Source organism: Amorphus suaedae (assembly GCF_053629675.1).
The window spans coordinates 1,307,371-1,324,510 of record NZ_JBRJIT010000002.1; the positions used below are offsets into that span (position 1 = coordinate 1,307,371).

At 68.3% G+C, this 17,140-nt stretch carries 16 protein-coding genes; 5 read left to right on the top strand and 11 right to left on the bottom strand.

Annotated elements, in window-relative coordinates; translation table 11 throughout:
* Positions 1-7: 7 nt before the first annotated feature.
* Genes AB7M35_RS19830 through AB7M35_RS19855 form a run of 6 tightly spaced genes read right to left on the bottom strand, consistent with a single transcriptional unit; the run spans position 8 to position 5,906 of the window.
* Positions 8-1,624, bottom strand: a complete 1,617-nt coding sequence (locus AB7M35_RS19830; RefSeq protein WP_453962153.1) for an ATP-dependent acyl-CoA ligase — start codon at positions 1,622-1,624, stop codon at positions 8-10.
* Positions 1,625-1,636: 12 nt separating this feature from the next.
* Positions 1,637-2,437 carry a cyclase family protein gene (locus tag AB7M35_RS19835; RefSeq protein ID WP_453962154.1) on the bottom strand — a complete coding sequence of 267 codons (801 nt, stop codon included), beginning with the start codon at positions 2,435-2,437 and terminating at the stop codon, positions 1,637-1,639.
* The gene (locus tag AB7M35_RS19840) at positions 2,434-3,678 is read right to left on the bottom strand and encodes an SDR family oxidoreductase (RefSeq protein ID WP_453962155.1); all 1,245 of its coding nucleotides are present in this window, start codon (positions 3,676-3,678) and stop codon (positions 2,434-2,436) included. Before AB7M35_RS19840 ends, AB7M35_RS19835 begins: the two co-directional genes overlap by 4 nt.
* Complete coding sequence (locus tag AB7M35_RS19845) at positions 3,675-4,871, bottom strand: thiolase family protein (protein ID WP_453962156.1); 1,197 nt, start codon at positions 4,869-4,871, stop codon at positions 3,675-3,677. The genes AB7M35_RS19840 and AB7M35_RS19845 overlap by 4 nt, the downstream gene beginning before the upstream one ends.
* A 25-nt stretch (positions 4,872-4,896) precedes the next feature.
* Positions 4,897-5,406 carry a flavin reductase family protein gene (locus AB7M35_RS19850; RefSeq protein WP_453962157.1) on the bottom strand — a complete coding sequence of 170 codons (510 nt, stop codon included), beginning with the start codon at positions 5,404-5,406 and terminating at the stop codon, positions 4,897-4,899.
* Complete coding sequence (locus tag AB7M35_RS19855; RefSeq protein ID WP_453962158.1) at positions 5,403-5,906, bottom strand: flavin reductase family protein; 504 nt, start codon at positions 5,904-5,906, stop codon at positions 5,403-5,405. The genes AB7M35_RS19850 and AB7M35_RS19855 overlap by 4 nt, the downstream gene beginning before the upstream one ends.
* A gap of 140 nt (positions 5,907-6,046) precedes the next feature.
* Between AB7M35_RS19855 and AB7M35_RS19860 the strand changes: the two genes are divergently transcribed.
* Together AB7M35_RS19860 and AB7M35_RS19865 are read left to right on the top strand one after the other, a co-directional pair.
* Positions 6,047-6,718 carry a GntR family transcriptional regulator gene (locus AB7M35_RS19860; RefSeq protein ID WP_453962159.1) on the top strand — a complete coding sequence of 224 codons (672 nt, stop codon included), beginning with the start codon at positions 6,047-6,049 and terminating at the stop codon, positions 6,716-6,718.
* A 27-nt stretch (positions 6,719-6,745) separates the two neighbouring features.
* Positions 6,746-7,840, top strand: coding sequence for an LLM class flavin-dependent oxidoreductase (locus tag AB7M35_RS19865; RefSeq protein ID WP_453962160.1), 1,095 nt, complete (start codon positions 6,746-6,748; stop codon positions 7,838-7,840).
* A gap of 5 nt (positions 7,841-7,845) precedes the next feature.
* Here AB7M35_RS19865 and AB7M35_RS19870 read toward each other — a convergent pair whose 3' ends face one another.
* The 5 genes from AB7M35_RS19870 to AB7M35_RS19890 form a co-directional block, all read right to left on the bottom strand.
* Positions 7,846-9,714, bottom strand: a complete 1,869-nt coding sequence (locus AB7M35_RS19870; RefSeq protein ID WP_453962161.1) for a dipeptide ABC transporter ATP-binding protein — start codon at positions 9,712-9,714, stop codon at positions 7,846-7,848.
* Between the two features lie 4 nt (positions 9,715-9,718).
* Entirely contained in the window at positions 9,719-10,579 is an 861-nt protein-coding gene (locus AB7M35_RS19875; RefSeq protein ID WP_453962162.1) for an ABC transporter permease, read from the bottom strand.
* Positions 10,579-11,595, bottom strand: coding sequence for an ABC transporter permease (locus AB7M35_RS19880; protein ID WP_453962163.1), 1,017 nt, complete (start codon positions 11,593-11,595; stop codon positions 10,579-10,581). Before AB7M35_RS19880 ends, AB7M35_RS19875 begins: the two co-directional genes overlap by 1 nt.
* A 104-nt stretch (positions 11,596-11,699) precedes the next feature.
* Entirely contained in the window at positions 11,700-13,238 is a 1,539-nt protein-coding gene (locus AB7M35_RS19885; RefSeq protein ID WP_453962164.1) for an ABC transporter substrate-binding protein, read from the bottom strand.
* A 288-nt stretch (positions 13,239-13,526) separates the two neighbouring features.
* On the bottom strand, positions 13,527-14,222 hold the full coding sequence (locus AB7M35_RS19890) for a hypothetical protein (protein ID WP_453962165.1): 696 nt from the start codon (positions 14,220-14,222) through the stop codon (positions 13,527-13,529).
* Between the two features lie 155 nt (positions 14,223-14,377).
* Here AB7M35_RS19890 and AB7M35_RS19895 point away from each other — a divergent pair, with 155 nt between their 5' ends.
* The 3 genes from AB7M35_RS19895 (at position 14,378) to AB7M35_RS19905 (ending at position 17,118) form a co-directional block, all read left to right on the top strand.
* Entirely contained in the window at positions 14,378-15,097 is a 720-nt protein-coding gene (locus tag AB7M35_RS19895) for a GntR family transcriptional regulator (protein ID WP_453962166.1), read from the top strand.
* A gap of 349 nt (positions 15,098-15,446) precedes the next feature.
* Complete coding sequence (locus AB7M35_RS19900; protein WP_453962167.1) at positions 15,447-15,998, top strand: MarR family winged helix-turn-helix transcriptional regulator; 552 nt, start codon at positions 15,447-15,449, stop codon at positions 15,996-15,998.
* A gap of 118 nt (positions 15,999-16,116) precedes the next feature.
* Positions 16,117-17,118 (top strand): tripartite tricarboxylate transporter substrate binding protein, encoded by a 1,002-nt coding sequence (locus tag AB7M35_RS19905; RefSeq protein WP_453962168.1) that lies wholly within the window; start codon positions 16,117-16,119, stop codon positions 17,116-17,118.
* Positions 17,119-17,140 lie beyond the last annotated feature (22 nt).

Genomic DNA, 17,140 nt, shown 5'->3' on the forward strand with positions numbered 1-17,140 from the left:
CGGCGGTTCAGCGCTTCAGCACGATCCCCGCAGCCTCGCGGTCCCAGGTGCCTTCGCCGTGGCCCTGTTCGCGCAGCTTGTACTTCTGGATCTTGCCGCTCTCGGTCCGTGGCAGTTCGTCGGCGAACGCGATGAACCGCGGGATCGCGAAGTAGGACATCTTGCCCTCGCAGAAATGCACGATCTCTGCCTCGCTGACGTGGGCGCCTTCCTTCAGGACGAGGGTGGCCATCACCTCGTCCTCGGCGAGATCGGATTTCACCGGAAACACCGCCGCCAGCGAGACCGCGGGGTGGCTGGTGAGCACCTGCTCGACCTCGTAGGAGGAAATGTTCTCGCCGCGTCGTCGGATGGCGTCCTTCATGCGATCGACGAAGCGATAGAAACCGTCGGCGTCGCGCACGACGCGGTCGCCGGTGTGGAGCCAGAGGTTGCGCCAGGTCTCCACGGTCTTGTCCGGCATGCCGAAATAGCCTGTGGCGATCGAGAATGGTTCGTCGCCCCGAAGAATCAGTTCGCCGGGTTCGCCGTCCGGAAGCTCGTTGTCGTCGTCATCGACCACCCGCGCCTGGAAGCCGTCGATCAGCCGCCCCATCCAGCCGGGCTTGCGGCTGTCTGGCGTCGAGGCGATCACGGCGTTCGATTCCGTCGTGCCGAAGCCGTCGAGCAGCACGATCTTGGTGCGCTCCGTGAACGGCGCGTGGAAGTTCTCCGGCACGCCGGGCGCCAGCGCCACACGCACGGAGTGGGCACTTTCGACCGCCGACGCCGCGCGCGACAGCAGCATCGGCACCATCGCGCCGAGAAGATAGGTGACCGTCGCCCCCGAACGCGCCAGTGCCGGCCAGAACTCGGTCACGGAGAAGCGGCGCTCCACCACCTGCGTCGCGCCGTGCAGCAGCGCCTGGAAGAAGCAGTTCAGCGCGTTGGTGTGAAACAGCGGCAGAGGGGTGTGCAGGACGTCGCCCTCGACCACCCGGAGCTGCCTCCCGGTGTAGAGCGCCCACCAGAAGAACTGCGCGTGCGGGCAGCAGACCCCCTTCGACAGGCCGGTCGTGCCGGAGGTGTAGAGGATCGTCAGGAGGTCGCCCGGTTTGCTCTCCGCGGCCTCGACCTCGCCGGTCGGTTCGGGCAGTGGCTCCAGGGGCGGTGCGCCTTCGAGGGGGCTCGGAGGGGCACCCGGACCGACCGCCCAGATGCGCTCGACGGGCAGATCGGAGAAGTCGACCGTTTCCAGCGCGCCGAAGAAGGTGTCCTGGACCACCAGGATCTTCGCGCCGCTGTTGGCCAGGATGTGGTGCAGCTGGAACCCGCGCGAAGCGGTGTTGATGGGCACGGACACCGCGCCCAGCCAGGCAAGGCCCAGAAACAGTCGGACGAATTCTGGACAGTTGCCGCAGATCAGCGCCACGCGGTCGCCGCGTCCGACGCCGGCGGAGGCGAACAGCGCGGCAAACCGTCTGGCCTCGGTGAGCGCTTCGCCGAATGCGATCGTGTCGTCGTCGCATTTGAACAGGGAGCGGGTGCCGTAGCGCTCGGCCTGGCGGCGCAGCATCTGCGGCACCGTCCGCGTCTCAGGCGGGAAGGCGGCGGCCAGATCGAGCGACGGAGCGGAGTTCGTCATGGGTGAGGGCACTCACTGGTTGGCGACGAGCGCAAGGACGCGGAGCGGGCTGCCGGATCCCTGCTTGATCTTCAGGGGCGCGGCGAAGACCACGGCACCGGTTGGCGGAAGCTGGTCGAGATGGGCGAGGCACTGGAGCCCGTAGCGGCCCGCGCCGTGGAGGTAGAAATGGGCCGGGAAGGGCGGCACGAAATGCTGGCCCTGGCCGGCGTCGGTCCCGATCGTCTCGGTGCCGAAGCCGCGGATGCCCCGCTCTTCCACCAGCCACTTCATGACCGCTGCGTCCGGCCCGGGCGTGTGGGCGCCGTCTTCCCGGAGGTTGGCATAGGCCCGCCCGCGGCGCTTCGACCAGTCGGTGCGCAGGAAGACCCACTGACCGGCTTCGATGCGGCCATGGTCGGCCTCCCAGGCCTCGACGCGCGGGATGGTCAGCAGGAAGTCCGGGTCTTCGGCCGTTTCCGACGAGCAGTCGATCACGCAGACTGGCGCCATGAAGTGGGCCGGCGGAATGGTGTCGACCGAATTGTTGGGGAGGTCGCGGCCGGAGATCCAATGGATCGGGGCATCGAAATGGGTGCCGCAGTGCTCGCCCATGGAGAAGTTGTTCCAGTAGCACATGGCGCCCCGGTCGTCGTACCGGGAGATCTCCTCGAGCCGGAACGGGGTGCACTGGCCGAGCTCCGGAGGCAGCACGATGGTGGGGAAGTCGGGGGACAGCGTTTCGGTGAGGTCGACGACGCGGATCGCGCCGGACGCGATCGCGGCGGCGAACGAGAGGAGATCCGGAGCGCTCATGTCGGTGGTCCCGCTCATTCCTGTCCAAGCTCCCGTTCCAGCGCCTTCGGATCGGCGGCCAGCCGGTCCCGGATGTCCATCGCCACGTCGCCGACGAAGACGTCCTCGAGCCCCCGTCCGAGGGCGTCGATGACGGCCCGCGCGATCGCAGCAGGCGCCACCTTGGGCGGCGGAACGGTCTGGAACCATTCGGTGTCGGTCGGGCCGGTGAAGACGTTGAGGACCTTCACCCCGCCCGGGCGCAGCTCGGCGCGCAGGCTCTGGGAGGCGGACAGGCAGGCTGCCTCGACCGCCGAGAACGCGCCGTAGGCGGGCCAGTTGGTCAGCGCATAGGCGGAGAGGATGTTGACGAAGGCAGTGGCCGATTTCACGCCGTCGGCGCCGCGAGCCCGCATCACCGGGCCGAAGGCCTGGGCAAGGCGCAGGAGGCCGAGATAGCGCGTTTCCAGCTCCTCGCGCGCCATGGTCAGGTCCGGCCGGTCGAGAAGGCCGCCCGGGCGGGTGTGCTCGGCGGTGTTGATGAGGATGTCGACCCGGTGGGCGTCCTGCTTGGCCCATTCTTCGACGGACTCGGACTCCGCCACATCCAGCGGGACGATGGCCACCCGTTCGATCGCGCGCAGGGCATCCTCGCCGGCATAGGGCTTCCACGGTGCGGTGATCCCGACGAACACGATTTCTGCGCCGGCTTCCGCGCACGCCTTCGCCACCGCCTGGCCGATCGGGTTGCGGCCGTCGGTCACGAGCACGCGGCGGAACTTGGGATGGCAGGTCATTTCCCGGAGCGCGGGATCGTCCTCCATGTTCGGGGTCTCCTGTTCCGGCATCGCCATCATCACGGCGGCGCCGCTGCGGTCGAGCTTGAGGTCGAGGCGCGTCCGCGCGCCCTCGGCAAGGTCGCCGTGCAGGTGCGCCACCACCATCGGGCCGGCGTCGAGGGCGACGATCCCGGTGCGCCAGGGCGCGCGCTCGCGGAAATAGACGTCGGCGGGAACGCGGATCGTGGTCTCCGCCAGCAGCGTGCCCATCGGGTCCGCGTCGCGATACGGCAGGCGGGCCGACAGGCACTTCGGACACGCGTCCCGGGGCGGATAGACGGTCGCACCGCAGTCCGTGCATGTCTGCAGTGCGAAGCGGCCCTGGGCGGCGGCCGAGACGAGGCCGAGGGCGGTGCGGCTGCGCAACCCTTGCGGCGAGGTGGGCGCGCGCGTGCGATCGAGCGGGCTCTTGCGTCCGGGGCGCTGCAGTGGCTCGGTCATGACGCCCTCGCCAGCAGGGCCGCGCCAGAGGCGAGCCCGCGGTCGTAGTTGATGATGCCGAAGCCCGAGACGAGGCCCACCCGCGCGTTGGGAACGGGCACGCCCAACGCCTCGCCGGTCAGTTGGCGCAGCGCTTCGACGAGGCCGAGATAGCCACCCGCCGCTCCGGCCTGGCCGACCGAGAGCTGGCCGCCCGACGTGTTGTGCGGAAAGCTCCCGTCGTTGGTCAGGCCGTGATCGCGGACGAAGGCCGGCCCCTCTCCCTTCGCGCAGAAGCCGAGATCCTCGAACTGCATCATCGAGATGACCGGGTAGTCGTCGTAGGTCTCGAGGAAGTCGACGGCGTCGGGCCCAATGCCCGCCATGGCCCAGAAATCGTCGATGTCCGCTGCCCAGCCGCCGCGGATCTGGATGGGGTCGTCCGGGAAGGAATTGTGGCGTTCGATCGTGGAGAGGAGCCGAACGGTCTTCAGGCCGAGGGCCGCGGCCGTCTCGGTTCGCATCACGAGAAAGGCGTCTGCCCCGGCGCACGGCATCACGCAGTCGAACAGATGGATGGGGTCGGAGATCGGACGCGCCCTCATGTAGGCGTCGAGGGTGAGCGGCTTCTTCATGAGGGCGTGGGGAAAGGAGAGGGCGTTGTCGCGCTGAGCGACGCAGATCTTGCCGAAGTCCTCCCGGGTCGCTCCGAAGCGGTTCATGTAGTTCCGGGTGATCAGGGCGAAACTGGCGTTCGCCCCGCCCGCGCCATAGGGATAGACGGCGTCCTGAGCGAAGCGCGAAAAGCGCTCCAGCGTCTCGCGGTGGGAATCCACCGTATTGGTGTCCCCGGCCACGCAGGCGACGATGTCGGCGTCTCCGGCCTGGACCGCCCGCGCGGCGCGACGGAGCGCCACGACGCCGGACGCCCCGCCGAGCGGCACGTGGTCGAGCCAGCGGGGGGAAAGGCCGAAATGCTGGGTCAGCCCGACCGCCGTGTCGGGGCCGACGGTGAAGCTCGATACGGACAGGCCGTCGATGTCACCGGGCTCGAGTCCGGCGCGGCCGACGAGGGCGTGCAGCGCGCGGCCGATCCACCATTGGGCACTTTCGATCGAATAGCGCTCGTAGGGCACGGTCACTGGAACGCAGACGGCGACATCATCGTATCCCGTGCGCGTGCCGGCGCTGCGGCGGGGTATCCGGCTGCTCATGGGCGCGGTCCGGCCGGAAATGCGGTCATGCGCATGCGTCCTTCACCCGGCACCCTTCCAGTTCATCGAACCGGCCGTCCACATAGACGAGCGGATTGACGTCGCCCCGCCAGAGCTCGATCGCCTTCACACGGCCGACGAAGATCGTGTGGGACTCCACGTCAAGCGTCTCCCTGATCTCGCAGTCGAAGCTCGCCAGCGCGTCGACCAGGGCGGGCGCACCGGTCGCAAGTGTCGTCCACTCGCGGCCCTCGAACCGGGAGTCGCGGTCGATCGGTGTGCTGAACCGGCGGGCCAGCGCGGCGTCGGAGCTGGCCAGCAGATTGACGCAGAAGAAGCCTGCCGTGCGGATCGCGGCGTGGCAGGAGGCGGAGCGGTTCACGCAGACGAGGAGGGCCGGCGGATCGGCCGAGACCGAGCAGACCGACGTGGCGACCATGCCGTGGCGCGCGTGGGCGTCGTGGGTGGTCACGATGGACACGCCCGCCGCGAGGCGCCGCATGCCGTGTTTGAAGAGCTCGGTTTCGGGCGTCACTGGTAGCTGCCCCGAAAGAACAGGAGCGGGTCCCCGTCGCGGCCCGCATAGTCGACCAGACGACCGATGGCGATGACGGCGCCGTGGCGCTCGATGGTTTCCTCCAGGGTGCAGTCGAAGACGCCGACGGCATCGGCGAGGACGGGCGCTCCCGTGGCCATGGTCGCCCAGCGGCCGGCCTCGAAACGGTCGGCGCCATGCACATCGGTCCTGCCGCCGAAGGTGTCCGCCAGCGCCGCGTCGCCCTTCTTCAGGTAGTTCACCGCGAAGTGGCCCGCGTCGCGAATGGCCGCAAGCGTCGAGGTTCGCAGGTCGATGCCGACCGTGAGGGTGGGCGGGTCGGCGGCGAGATGGGCCACCGACAGGGCGAGGAAGCCGCTCGGACCGTCGGCGCCCTGCGCCGTCACCACTGCAACGGCCGACGGCTTTACCCCCAGCGCCTTCCAGAAGGTCCTGGCGTCGATGGCCTGCCCGCCCAGTCCTGGCCCTTGATCCGTCACAGCCGAGCCTCGTCCATGCGTCTGGTTTGGGTTCCGAACCGTGCCGGACGGCTGCTTGACGCGCCGCCGCCAGCCGGTAATATCCCAAAAAGTATACTGTCGACAGTCGACGGTGCAACCACTATCGGATCGGCCCGACCATGGCTTCCCCAGCTCTTGCGGAACTGCGGCGCGCACCCGCCCTTGCGGATCAGATCTATCTGCGGGTGCGGTTCCAGCTGCGGGCGGGGACCTTTGCGCCAGGCGAGCGGCTCGTGGAGTCGGCGCTGGCCCAGGAATTGTCGGTTTCGCGGTCGCCGGTGCGCGAGGCGCTGTCCCGGCTGACGGCCGACGGGCTGCTCGAAAGCGGCGGCAACGGCTTCCAGGTCGTCATGCCGACGCTGCAGGACATGGCCGAGATCTTCGACATGCGCCGGCTGCTCGAGCCCACCGCCGCGCGCAGGGTCGCGCGCACCACCGATCGCGCACTCACGGCTGCGCTTTTTCGCGCGTTTTTGCGCACGCGCACTGCGCACGCCGACGGTGACTTCCCCGAGTTCCTCGCGGCCAACTACGACTTCCGCGCGGCCTGGGTGGAGCGGGTTCCGAACCAGCGCCTCGCCGGTTCGATCCTCCGCTTCGACGACCAGGCCGGATTCGTCCGCCGCAGCACGCTCGTTCATGCGCATGCCCGCGACGAGGTGATCGCGCTCCTCGAGCGCTACCTCGATGCCTTCGAGCGGCGGGACGAGGACGCGGCGGCGGAGGTCACCGAGGCCTTCATCGAGGGCGCCGAACGCCACTACCGCGACGTCTGCGGTCCAACCGACTGACCCCCACCGGCAAGCGCAGGTACCACCATGACCCCGACCAATCCGATGCACGGGCCGAACAAGTTCAAGCTCGGCGTCTTCTCCATGAACGCCGATGGCGGGCTGGCGCTCACCAAGGTGCCCGAGCGGTGGCCCGCCAAGTGGTCCGAGATCGTCGAGGCCACCCAGATGGCGGACCGGGCGGGGCTGGAGTTCGTGCTGCCGATCGCCCGCTGGAAGGGGTTCGGGGGCGAGCTCAACAGCCGCGAGTGGAGCTTCGAGACCTTCACCTTCGCGGCCGGGCTGGCGGCCGCGACCGAGAACATCGCGGTGTTCTCGACGGTGCACGTGCCGATGGTGCACCCGGTCTTCGCCGCCAAGGCGCTGACGACCGTCGACCACATCTCCAACGGCCGGGCCGGGCTCAACATCGTCTGCGGCTGGAACCCGGAGGAGTTCGGCATGTTCGGCCTGCCGATGATCGACAACCGCTACGACCAGGGGCTCGAATGGTTCGAAATCGTGCGGCGGATCTACACGTCGGAGGAGCCGTTCGACTATGACGGGGAATTCTACAAGCTGACGGGCGTCTCCGGAAAGCCGCGGCCGATCCAGATGCCGCGCCCGGTGACCCTCAACGCCGCCTTCTCGCCGCCCGGGCGCGAGTTCGCCGCCAAGGCGGCCGACTTCCTGTTCACGACGTTCACCGAGATCGAGCAGGGCCGCGGCCACGTCGAGGACATGACGAAGCGCGGGGCGGCGGAAGGCCGCGAGGTCGGCGTCTTCACCACCTGCGCGGTGGTCTGCCGGCCGAGCCAGGCCGAGGCGGAGGACTATTTCGAGCACTACGCCGTGACGATGGAGGATACCGCCAGCGTCGACCACTACATGGCGCAGAAGCAGAAATTCTCCGGGTCCCACGACGAAGAGGCCTACCGGCTGCACCGCAAGCGCTTCGTCGGCGGCGGCGGCGGATACCCGCTGGTCGGCACCCCCGAGCACATCGCCTCGGAAATGGCGAAGATGAGCGAGGTCGGCTTCGCCGGCACCGCCCTGTCGTTCGTCAACTACAAGGACGAGCTGCCGTACTTCAACGAGACGGTGCTTCCGCTGCTGCGCGAGGCGGGCCTCCGGGTGACCTGACGACGTCACGCCCCGATCCCGATCCTGTCCGCCGCGCGGTCCCCGGTCTCGGCCTGGGGTGTCCAGACGGCGGTCGGGTCGTCCGGTGGCACGGCGGCGAGCAGCGTGCGGGTGTAGGGATGGGCGGGGGCGCTGAAGACCTCCTCCGTCACGCCGCTCTCGACGGCCTCGCCCCGGTACATGACCAGGACCCGGTCGCAGAGGTAGCGGACCACCGACAGGTCGTGGGAGATCAGCAGCATCGAGAAGCCGCGCTGACGCCGGAGCGCCAGCAGCAGGTTCAGGAGCTGGGCCTGCACCGACACGTCCAGGCCTGACACGATCTCGTCGGCGACCAGGATGTTCGGCGCGACGCAGAGCGCCCGGGCGATGTTCACGCGCTGGCGCTGGCCGCCGGAAAGCTGGGTCGGAAAGCGTGTCGCCGCCTCCGGCGGCAGGCCGATCTCCAGGAGGAGCGCTTCGGCCCGCGCGAGGCGCGTCTTCCAGTCGCGCTCGCCGGCCGCTTCCATGGCCTGGGTGACGATGCTGCCGACCCGTCGCCGCGGATTGAGCGCCGACTGCGGATCCTGGAACACCATCTGCACGTGGCCGCGCTGGTGGGCCCGGGAGGCGGTTGTGAAGTCGGCGACCTCGCGCCCCTCGATGACCAGCGAGCCGTCGCTCGGACGCTCCAGCCCGCACAGCATCCGGGCGACGGTGCTCTTGCCGCTGCCGCTCTCGCCGACGATGCCGATGAACTCGTTGCGGTGCAGGGCGAAGCTCATCTCCTTGACGGCGTCGACCGTGCTGCGCCGAAACAGGCCGCCGTTGGTGACGAACGTCTTGGAGAGGCCCGTCGCGGTGAGCAGCGGCGTGCCGAACTCCGGCGTCTCCACCGGCGCGGGCGGCGGCGGGGCGATCGCGGCGGTGGTCTCGCTGCGGATGCAGGCGGCGACCTGACGCTCGGCGACGGTCACGAACGGCGGCATCGCCTCCAGGCAGGCATCGACGACGCTGGGGCAGCGCGGCGCGAACAGGCAGCCGGAAATGTCCTTGAGGGTGCTGAGGCCGGGCATCCGCTCGGGCAGCGAATAGAGGCCGCGACGGGGACCGCTCATGGCCGGATTGGAGAGCTGGAGGCAGCGCGTGTAGGGGTGCGCGGGCTGCGCGAACACCTGGCGCGCCGGCCCGTATTCCGCCGGCCGTCCGGCATACAGCACCATGATGTCGTCGCAGATCTGGGCGGCGAGCTGCAGGTCGTGGGTGATGAAGATGACCGCCGTGCCGTCGCGCTCCTGCATCTCGGCGATGAGCTTGACCACGCGGGCCTGGATCGTCACGTCGAGGGCGGTGGTCGGCTCGTCGGCGACCAGCAGCTTCGGCCGGCTGGCGAAGGCCATGGCGATCAGGACGCGCTGGCACATGCCGCCGGAGAGCTGGTGCGGGTACTTGCCCAGAAGCTCCGCCGGCCGGTCCAGGTGGACTTCGTCGAGCATATGTATGGCGCGTTCGCGCCTGACCCGGGCGTTGCCGACCTTCAGGCGGGCGAGGTGCTCGTCGATCTGCCGGCCGATGGTGAGCACCGGGTTGAGACCCGACAGCGGCTCCTGCGGCACGAAGGCGATCTCGCGCCCGAGCATCTGGCGGCGGTTCGCCTCGGGCATGCGCACGAGGTCCTGGCCGTCGAACTGAAGCTCGCCGCGGGTGCAGGAGAAGCCGTTGGGCAGGAGCTGCGCCACGGCGCGGCCGATCATCGACTTGCCGGCGCCGGATTCGCCGACGAGGCCGAGGATCTTTCCGGCCGGCAGCGAGAAGTTCAGCTCCTGGATGACCGGGACGTGCGCACCGGAAATGGTGGCGCTCACGGCGAGGTCCCTGGCGATCAGCATGTCCATGAGGTCAGACCCGCTGGGTGACGGCGACGCGCACGTCGAGCGTCCGGCGCAGGCCGTCGCCGAGCATGTTGAAGCCGAACACCGCGAAGAAGATGGCGAGGATGGGGAAAAACAGACCCCATGGGGAATCGTAGATGTACTGGCGGGCGTCGGCGATCATCTGGCCCCAGGCCGGCGTCTCGGCGCTGACCGACAGGCCGACGAACGAGAGGATCGCCTCGACGATGACGGCGATGCCCATTTCCAGGCTGATCAGGGTGATCAGCAGGGGCAGGCTCGCCGGAATGATCTCGCGGGTGATGGTGCGCCAGTGGGAGAAGCCGACGAGGCGCGCCGCCGAGACGTAGTCGCGCTGGGCCGTCACCAGCACCTCGCTGCGAATGACCCGGCAGAAACGGGTCCAGTCGACCACGATGATGGCCAGGATGACGTTGCGCAGGCCGACGCCGAGCCCGACCATCAGGATGAGCGAGAGGATGACCGGCGGAAACGACATCCAGACGTCCACCGCGCGCCCGATCACGGAGTCGACGCGACCGCCGAAATAGCCGGCGATGTAGGCGAGCGTCGCGCCGATCACCATCGCCCCGAAGGACGCCAGGACCGCCACAAGCATGGCGACGCGGGCCCCGTAGATGAGGCGCGAAAGCACGTCGCGCCCGAGGCTGTCGGTGCCGAGCAGGTGCGCCGGATCACCGCCCGGCAGCCACGCCGGCGGCAGGAACATGGCGATGAGGTCCTGATGGTTGGGATCGTAGGGGGCGAGCACCGGCGCGAAGATCGCGCAGATCAGGATGACCAAGACGATCGACAGGCCGGTCAGCACGCGCGCCGACCGCATCCAGCGGGGGAGGATCCTGAGCATCAGCGGACCCTCAGCTTCGGGTTGAGCACGAGGTAGAGGCTGTCCACCACCGTGTTGATCACCAGCACCACCACGCAGTAGGCGAGCCCGACCGCCTGGATGATCGGCAGGTCGGCGTTGCGCACCGCATCGACCATCAGGTTGCCGAGGCCGGGGTAGGAGTAGATCACCTCCACCAGCAGCGTGCCGCCGAACAGGAAGCCGAACTGCACGCCCATCAGGCTGAGGGTGGGCAGGATGGCGTTCTTCAGGGCGTGCCGCACCAGGATCCGGCGCTCCGACAGGCCGCGCAGCCGGGCCAGGTGGATGTAGTCCTCCTGGTAGACGTCGAGCAGGCTGGAGCGCAGCACCCGCATGATCGGCGGCGCGAATGCGATGCCCAGCGCGAAGCAGGGCAGGATCATGTGCCGGATCGCGCTCCAGAAGATGTCGAGGCGGCCGTGCAGCAGCGCATCGATCAGCAGGAAGCCGGTACCGCCCGGCAACTGCATGCTGGAGTCGATGCGGCCGGTGAATGGCAGCACGTTGAGGGCGACGCCAAAGATCAGAATGAAGAACAGCGCCCAGAGGAACTCGGGGATCGACAGCAGCATGATCGATCCGACGTCGGCCACCGGCTCGGCATAGGTGCCGCGCACGTGAAACAGGAACAGGCCGCCGGTGATGCCGAGCACCGAGGCGATGATCATCGAGAAGACGGCGAGCTCGAGGGTCGCGGGAAGGGTGCTGCCGATGAGGCCGACCACCCCGCGCCGGAAATGGATCGAGGTGCCGAAGTCGCCGTGGATCACGTGATCGAGCCAGATCAGGTATTGCTGGGGCAGCGGCAGGTCGAGGCCCATTTCCCGCCGCATGTCCTCGATTTCCGCGAGCGTCGCGTTCGGCGGCAGCGACATGGCCGCCGGGTCGACCGGCAGCACATGCAGCACGAAGAACAGGAGCACGGAGACGATCAGCAGGATCAGCACCGACAGAGCAAGGCGTCGGCCGATCAGCGGAAGAATGGATGCGATCATTGGGACTTACCCGCCATCGCGGCGGCTCCGGACGACCGGGGTCGAACGGGGCACATGCGCCGCGACGGCTACGAGGACACCGGTGGGCGGAGCGACCCTGGGGGTCAGCTCCATTTCATCGTGTTGGCGAGCACCCAGCCGTTGGCGTACTTGAGGTAGCTGAGGTCCTTCTTGCGGACGAGCGTCTGGACGCTCTGCAGGACGGGGATCGTCGCACCGGTCTCGACCGCGAACACCTCGAACTCCTGGTAGCCCTTGATGCGCTTGTCGTAGTTCGTCTCGGTGAAGAGCTTGTCGATCTTCTCGCCGAGTTCCGGCTTCTTGAAGGCGGAGAACGGCATGTTCGGGTTCAGCAGATAACCCGCGAAGATCTCCGGATCGCCGGTGGCGTTGTCCCAGCTGTAGAGCGTCGCGTCGGGCAGCTTGCCGCCGCGGTTGAGCTCGAAATACTTGGAGTACTCGATGGTCTCCAGCTCGGCGTCGATGCCGACGGCCTTCCACATCTGCTGGATGGCGCGGGCGACGTCGTAGTCGCTGGGGAAGTGGCCGTTGGTGGTGCCGAAGGTGATCTTCGCCGGCTTGTCCGGGCCGTAGCCGGATTTCGCCAGGAGTTCCTTGGCCTTCTCCGGATCGAAGGGGAAGGTGAAGTCCTCCACGTAGCCCGGGGTGCCGGGCGGGACCGGAAGTGCCAGCGGAACCGCGGCGCCGCCATAGAAGGCCTTCGAGAGCGCCTCCTTGTTGATGGCGTGGTTGGCGGCCAGGCGCACGTTGTCGTCGGCGAAGCCCTGGTCGGCGCGGCACTGGACGAGGATGACGCGGGTGATCGGATTGATCTCGCCGGTAAGGCCGGCCTCGCTCTCGTAGCGTTTGATGTCGCGGACCGGCACGTTGACGGTCAGGTCGACCTGGCCCGACTGGATCGCCGCGCCGCGGGCCGACGGGTCCTTGATGACCTCGAAGATCACCCGCTTGATGGCCGGCTTCGGGCCCCAGAACTCGTCGAAGCGCTCCATCACGCTGCGGGCGTTGAGCTGATAGTCCACCAGCTTGTAGGGGCCGGTGCCGATCGGCTTCTTGGCGAACTCGTCCTCGCCGACTTTCTCCATGTAGGCCTTCGGCACGACGTAGCTGCCGAGGAAGGCGAGCCACTGGGGGGCTGTCGTGGACGGCTTGGCGAACTTCATCACCGCCTTGGTGGGAGATTCGATCTCCACGTCGGTGAGGTTGCGCCAGGAATTCTTGATGTCGAGCGGGAGCTTGGTGATCTCCTTGCGCTCGAGGAAGGTAAATCGGAAGTCCGCCGTCGTCATCTTGTCGCCGTTGTGGAACAGGACGTCGTCGCGGAGTTCGATCGCGAGGCTGAGGCCGTCCTCGGCCATCTCCCACTTGGAGATGAGGTTGGGGATCAGCTTCAGGTCGGGTGCCTGGGTGAGCGGCTGGCTGAAGACCTGCTTGAAGAGCGGCTGCGCATCCGGCGAGAAGCGCAGGTTCGGGTCCCAGCTCGGGACATCGCTCGGCCAGCCGATGGTGACGGAGTCGGTCTCGGCGGCGAGGACCTTGAGGCTGCTGCCGAGCATGCTCGCGCCGGCAGCGCCGATCCCCATCATCTGCAGCAGCGTGCGGCGTTGGATCTCGAAAGCCATCTGAACCCCTCTAGATGTGATTGTCGAGTTGCATCGGGTGGTTGCGGTGCCCGCCAGCCACCAAGCCCAAAGCGCGATCCGGAGCCGCGCAGCCTCCCTGCGACGCGGCGGACCGAAACCGGGTCCGACCGGTGTCCCGCAATTGCCGGACGGTGCCCAAAAAACTCCCCCGGAGCGGCCGTTCGACGATTGAAGCGTAAACAGTATACTGTTTACGCGCAACTGCCTTAAGTGCCTCCGAATGAAGAATTTTCATGCACCGGCTGCCTGCTGCTGCGGCAGCCGTGCTCAACCGAAATAGCGTTTGCGCTCCATGGGATAGTGGGTGTTGGCGCCGCTGAAGCTGGGGAAGGTCCGGTAGTGATCGCGCAATTCCTCGCGCACCGGCGAGGCCATGGCGCCGTTGAAGGCGTCGATGTCGTCGAAGGCGACCTCGTTGCCGACGAGGTAGTCGGGGTCGGCGAGGCCGCCCGCGCCGCGCAGGCCGGCGACCGGCAGGTAGCAGAGGATCGCGCGGATGCCCGGCAGGCGCGCCTGCGTGGAGGGGTGGGTGGCGATGTAGTTGTCGATGAAGGCGGCCTCGTCCTCGGCCGGGCGGTGGTAGCGCACGACGTAGGAGAAGGGGGCGGCGAGCGGGGCGGGCTCGGGGTCGTCGCCGACCGGGTAGAGGCGCTGCTCGAAGGCGGCTCCGGAGGCGGCGATGCCGGCCGGGAGCGGGGAGAGCGCCGCGGCGATGGCGCCGCTTCGAAGCGCTTCGGCGAGGGCCTCCTGGCTCTCGAAGGCGAGCATCAGCAGCATCGCCGGCCCGTGGACGTCGTTGTTGTAGGGATCGCGGGAGGAGCCGGAGGCGGGGGTGTAGACGTCCAGATGCCGGAGCCCGGGCAGGGCTGCGATGGCGCCGGAGGGGCCCGACGCGAGCCAGCTTGCCAGCTGCCCGCCGGCTTCGGTTGCGCCGGTCAGCGCGACCTCGTATGTCCAACTCATCGATGTTTCTCCAGGTTTCGGATTCTCAGCCGGACGCTTCCGGCGCGACTTCCATCGATCGACGTCTGTCTCCGGGAGCGCCGAAAGACGGCGCGCCGGCTTGGCGCCCGGACCAGACGGGGTAGTATTGGTGCGCTGCACGCGGGAGATTGAGGGTGACGACTGAGGACAGGACGGAGCGCGGACCGCTGCCGCCACGGCAGACCAGCCTGCGGCAGCAGATCCGCGAATCGATCCGGCGCCGCATCCAGCATGGCGAGATCGGGTCCGACGAGCGGCTGGTCGACGTGGACATCGCCAACCGTCTCGGCGTGTCGCGCATGCCGGTGCGCGAGGCGCTGCTGGAGCTGGTGAGCGAGGGCTACCTGGTCGGCACCACCCGCGGCTTCGTGCTGCCGAAGCTGTCGCTGAAGGACGTCGCCGACATCTTCGAGATCCGCAAGCTCCTGGAGCCCCGGGCGGCCGCCAACGCGGCGCGGCACCTGTCGCCGGAGGCCGAGGCGACGCTGTGCGAGGCGTTCGAGCGCGCCAAGACCGCCTACGCGGTGCGCGACGCCGACGAGCTCGGCCTCGCCAACATGCAGTTCCGCCAGACCTGGCTGGACGCGGAGCCGAACTGGCGGCTGGCCTCGACGATCTCGCGCTTCGCCGACCAGGTGCAGACGGTCCGCCTCGGCACGCTCTATCTGCCGGTCACCCAGGACACCGTGATCGCCGGGCTTGCCAAGCTGACCGACGGCTTCGTCAACCGCGATCCGGAGGCGGTGGGGGCCGTGATGACGGTCTTCATCCACGATGCGGAGAAGCTCTATTTCTCCGAGCGGGCGAAGGAAACGGCCACCCGCGAGACCGGCAAGGCGCGCCTGGCCACCTGAGCGCATCACCGCCGCCGCGGCTCTCGCGGCCCGGTCGCGGGCGTCTCGGCAGGGACGGCGCTGCGCATGCTCGGGCTCCAACTCCGCACGTGGGCGGGGCGACGGATGGGGAAAGCCAATCCGTATACTGTTTCATGATGCAAATTGGATTTTGAAAAACAAGCGGGTTTGCGGGCTGCCCTCGCGCGCCCCGAAAGCCCGTCCTGATCCCCGCGTGCGACCGCGGGTTGCGCCAGGGTGCGATTGTCCACACTGACAACGATCTCGTGACGCGTTACAACCATATCGTCCGGCCGGCGCTTTGGCGGTAGGATGGCGGGCTACTGGCTGGAACGAGGGGTTTTGGCGTATGGACGATTCGCGCCCGAAGGACGGGATCGGCGGTGTCGACGGAGATATCCGCGACCTGTTCTCCTACAACCTGCAACGGCTGGCGGGCGTGTCGACCCGCATCGCGCTGCTGGCGATCAAGCCGCGCTTCGATCTCAACATGCACGACTGGCGGGCGATCGCGGTGCTGGATTTCCTCGGCGCCGCACCCCTGCAGGTGCTGGCCCAGCGGGCCGGCGTCCAGAAAAGCCAGATGAGCCGCACCGCCGCGGCGCTGGAGGCGCGCGGGCTGATCACCCGCAAGGACAACCCGCGCGACAAGCGTTCGACGCTGCTCACGCTGACCGAGGACGGCAAGCGGATCGCGGCGGAGGTGCTGGCCGTCTCCCACGAGCGCAACCGGCGGATGCTCGCCTACCTGGACCAGTCGGAGCGCGAGCAGCTGATGGCGCTGATGGAGAAGGTGACGCTCGGCTCGCTGGAATTCCTCTCCGAACTCAAGGGCGTGTCCGACGAGGACGACGTGCAGACGCCCGAGCCGCGCACCCTGTTCGAGACCGAGGTGCTGTGAGCGCCCGGGCCGCCGTCCAAATGACCCGATACCGGCGCCACCGAGTTCGTTGACATCGTTACCTTTATTGGTAGCATGATCATCAATAATGATCCTGTGACAATAAAAGGGGGAGACGATGAACCATCCGAACAGGCGGACTCTCGTTCGTGGCGCGGCGCTGGCCGCCGCGGGCGTTCTTCTGGCGGTCGCCGCGATCGGCACGGCCGGCACCGCGGCCGCCCAGGCGACCTATCCCGACAAGCCGATCGAGCTCCTGATCCCGTTCTCCGCCGGCGGCGCCAACGACCAGGTGGCGCGTGCGCTCGCCGCCCGGCTGGAGCCGGTGCTGGGGCAGCCGGTGGTGCCGATCAACCGCACCGGCGCGGGCGGCTACGTCGCCGCCCAGTCGATCGTCTCCGGCCGGCCCGACGGCTACACGCTGGCGCACGAGTCGCTCGGCACCTTCATCCTGACGTCGCTGTTCAAGAAGCAGGCGATCGATCCGCAGACCGACGTGCGCTACGTCGCCCAGATGGCGCAGCTGGCGTCGGCGATCGCGGTGTCCTCCAAGAGCCCCTACAAGACCCTGGACGACCTTTTGACGGCGATGCGCGAACGCCCGGGCGAGCTGAGCTGGGGCCACACCGGGCGCGGCGGCTTTCACCACGTCAACGGCACCAGCCTGATGCAGGCGACGGGCGTCGAGGCGGTGGACATTCCGTTCCAGGGTTCCTCGGCGTCGGTTGCGGCGCTGCTCGGCGGCCACATCGACATGGCCGTGCTGTCGACCTCGAACTATCTCGGCTTCAAGGACGAGCTGCGCTTCCTCGCCTTCATCAGCGAGGACCGCGACGCGGTGCTTCCCGACGTGCCGACGGTCGGCGACCTGGGCATCGACATGGTGATGGTCGAGACGCCATCGGTGATCATCGTCAACAAGGACACGCCCGACGACGTCGTCGCGACGCTGCAGGACGCGATCGAGAAGGTGGTGGCCGAGCCGGACTATCAGGAGGCGCTGCGCAAGATGGGTGTGACCCCGCAGTTCGCCACCGGCGAGCAGGTGGTCCAGCGCATCAGCAAGAACATCGACGGCTGGCGGAAGATCATCGAGGCGACCAAGGAGACCGCGCAGTAGCGGAGGCGGTCGCCTCGCGGGG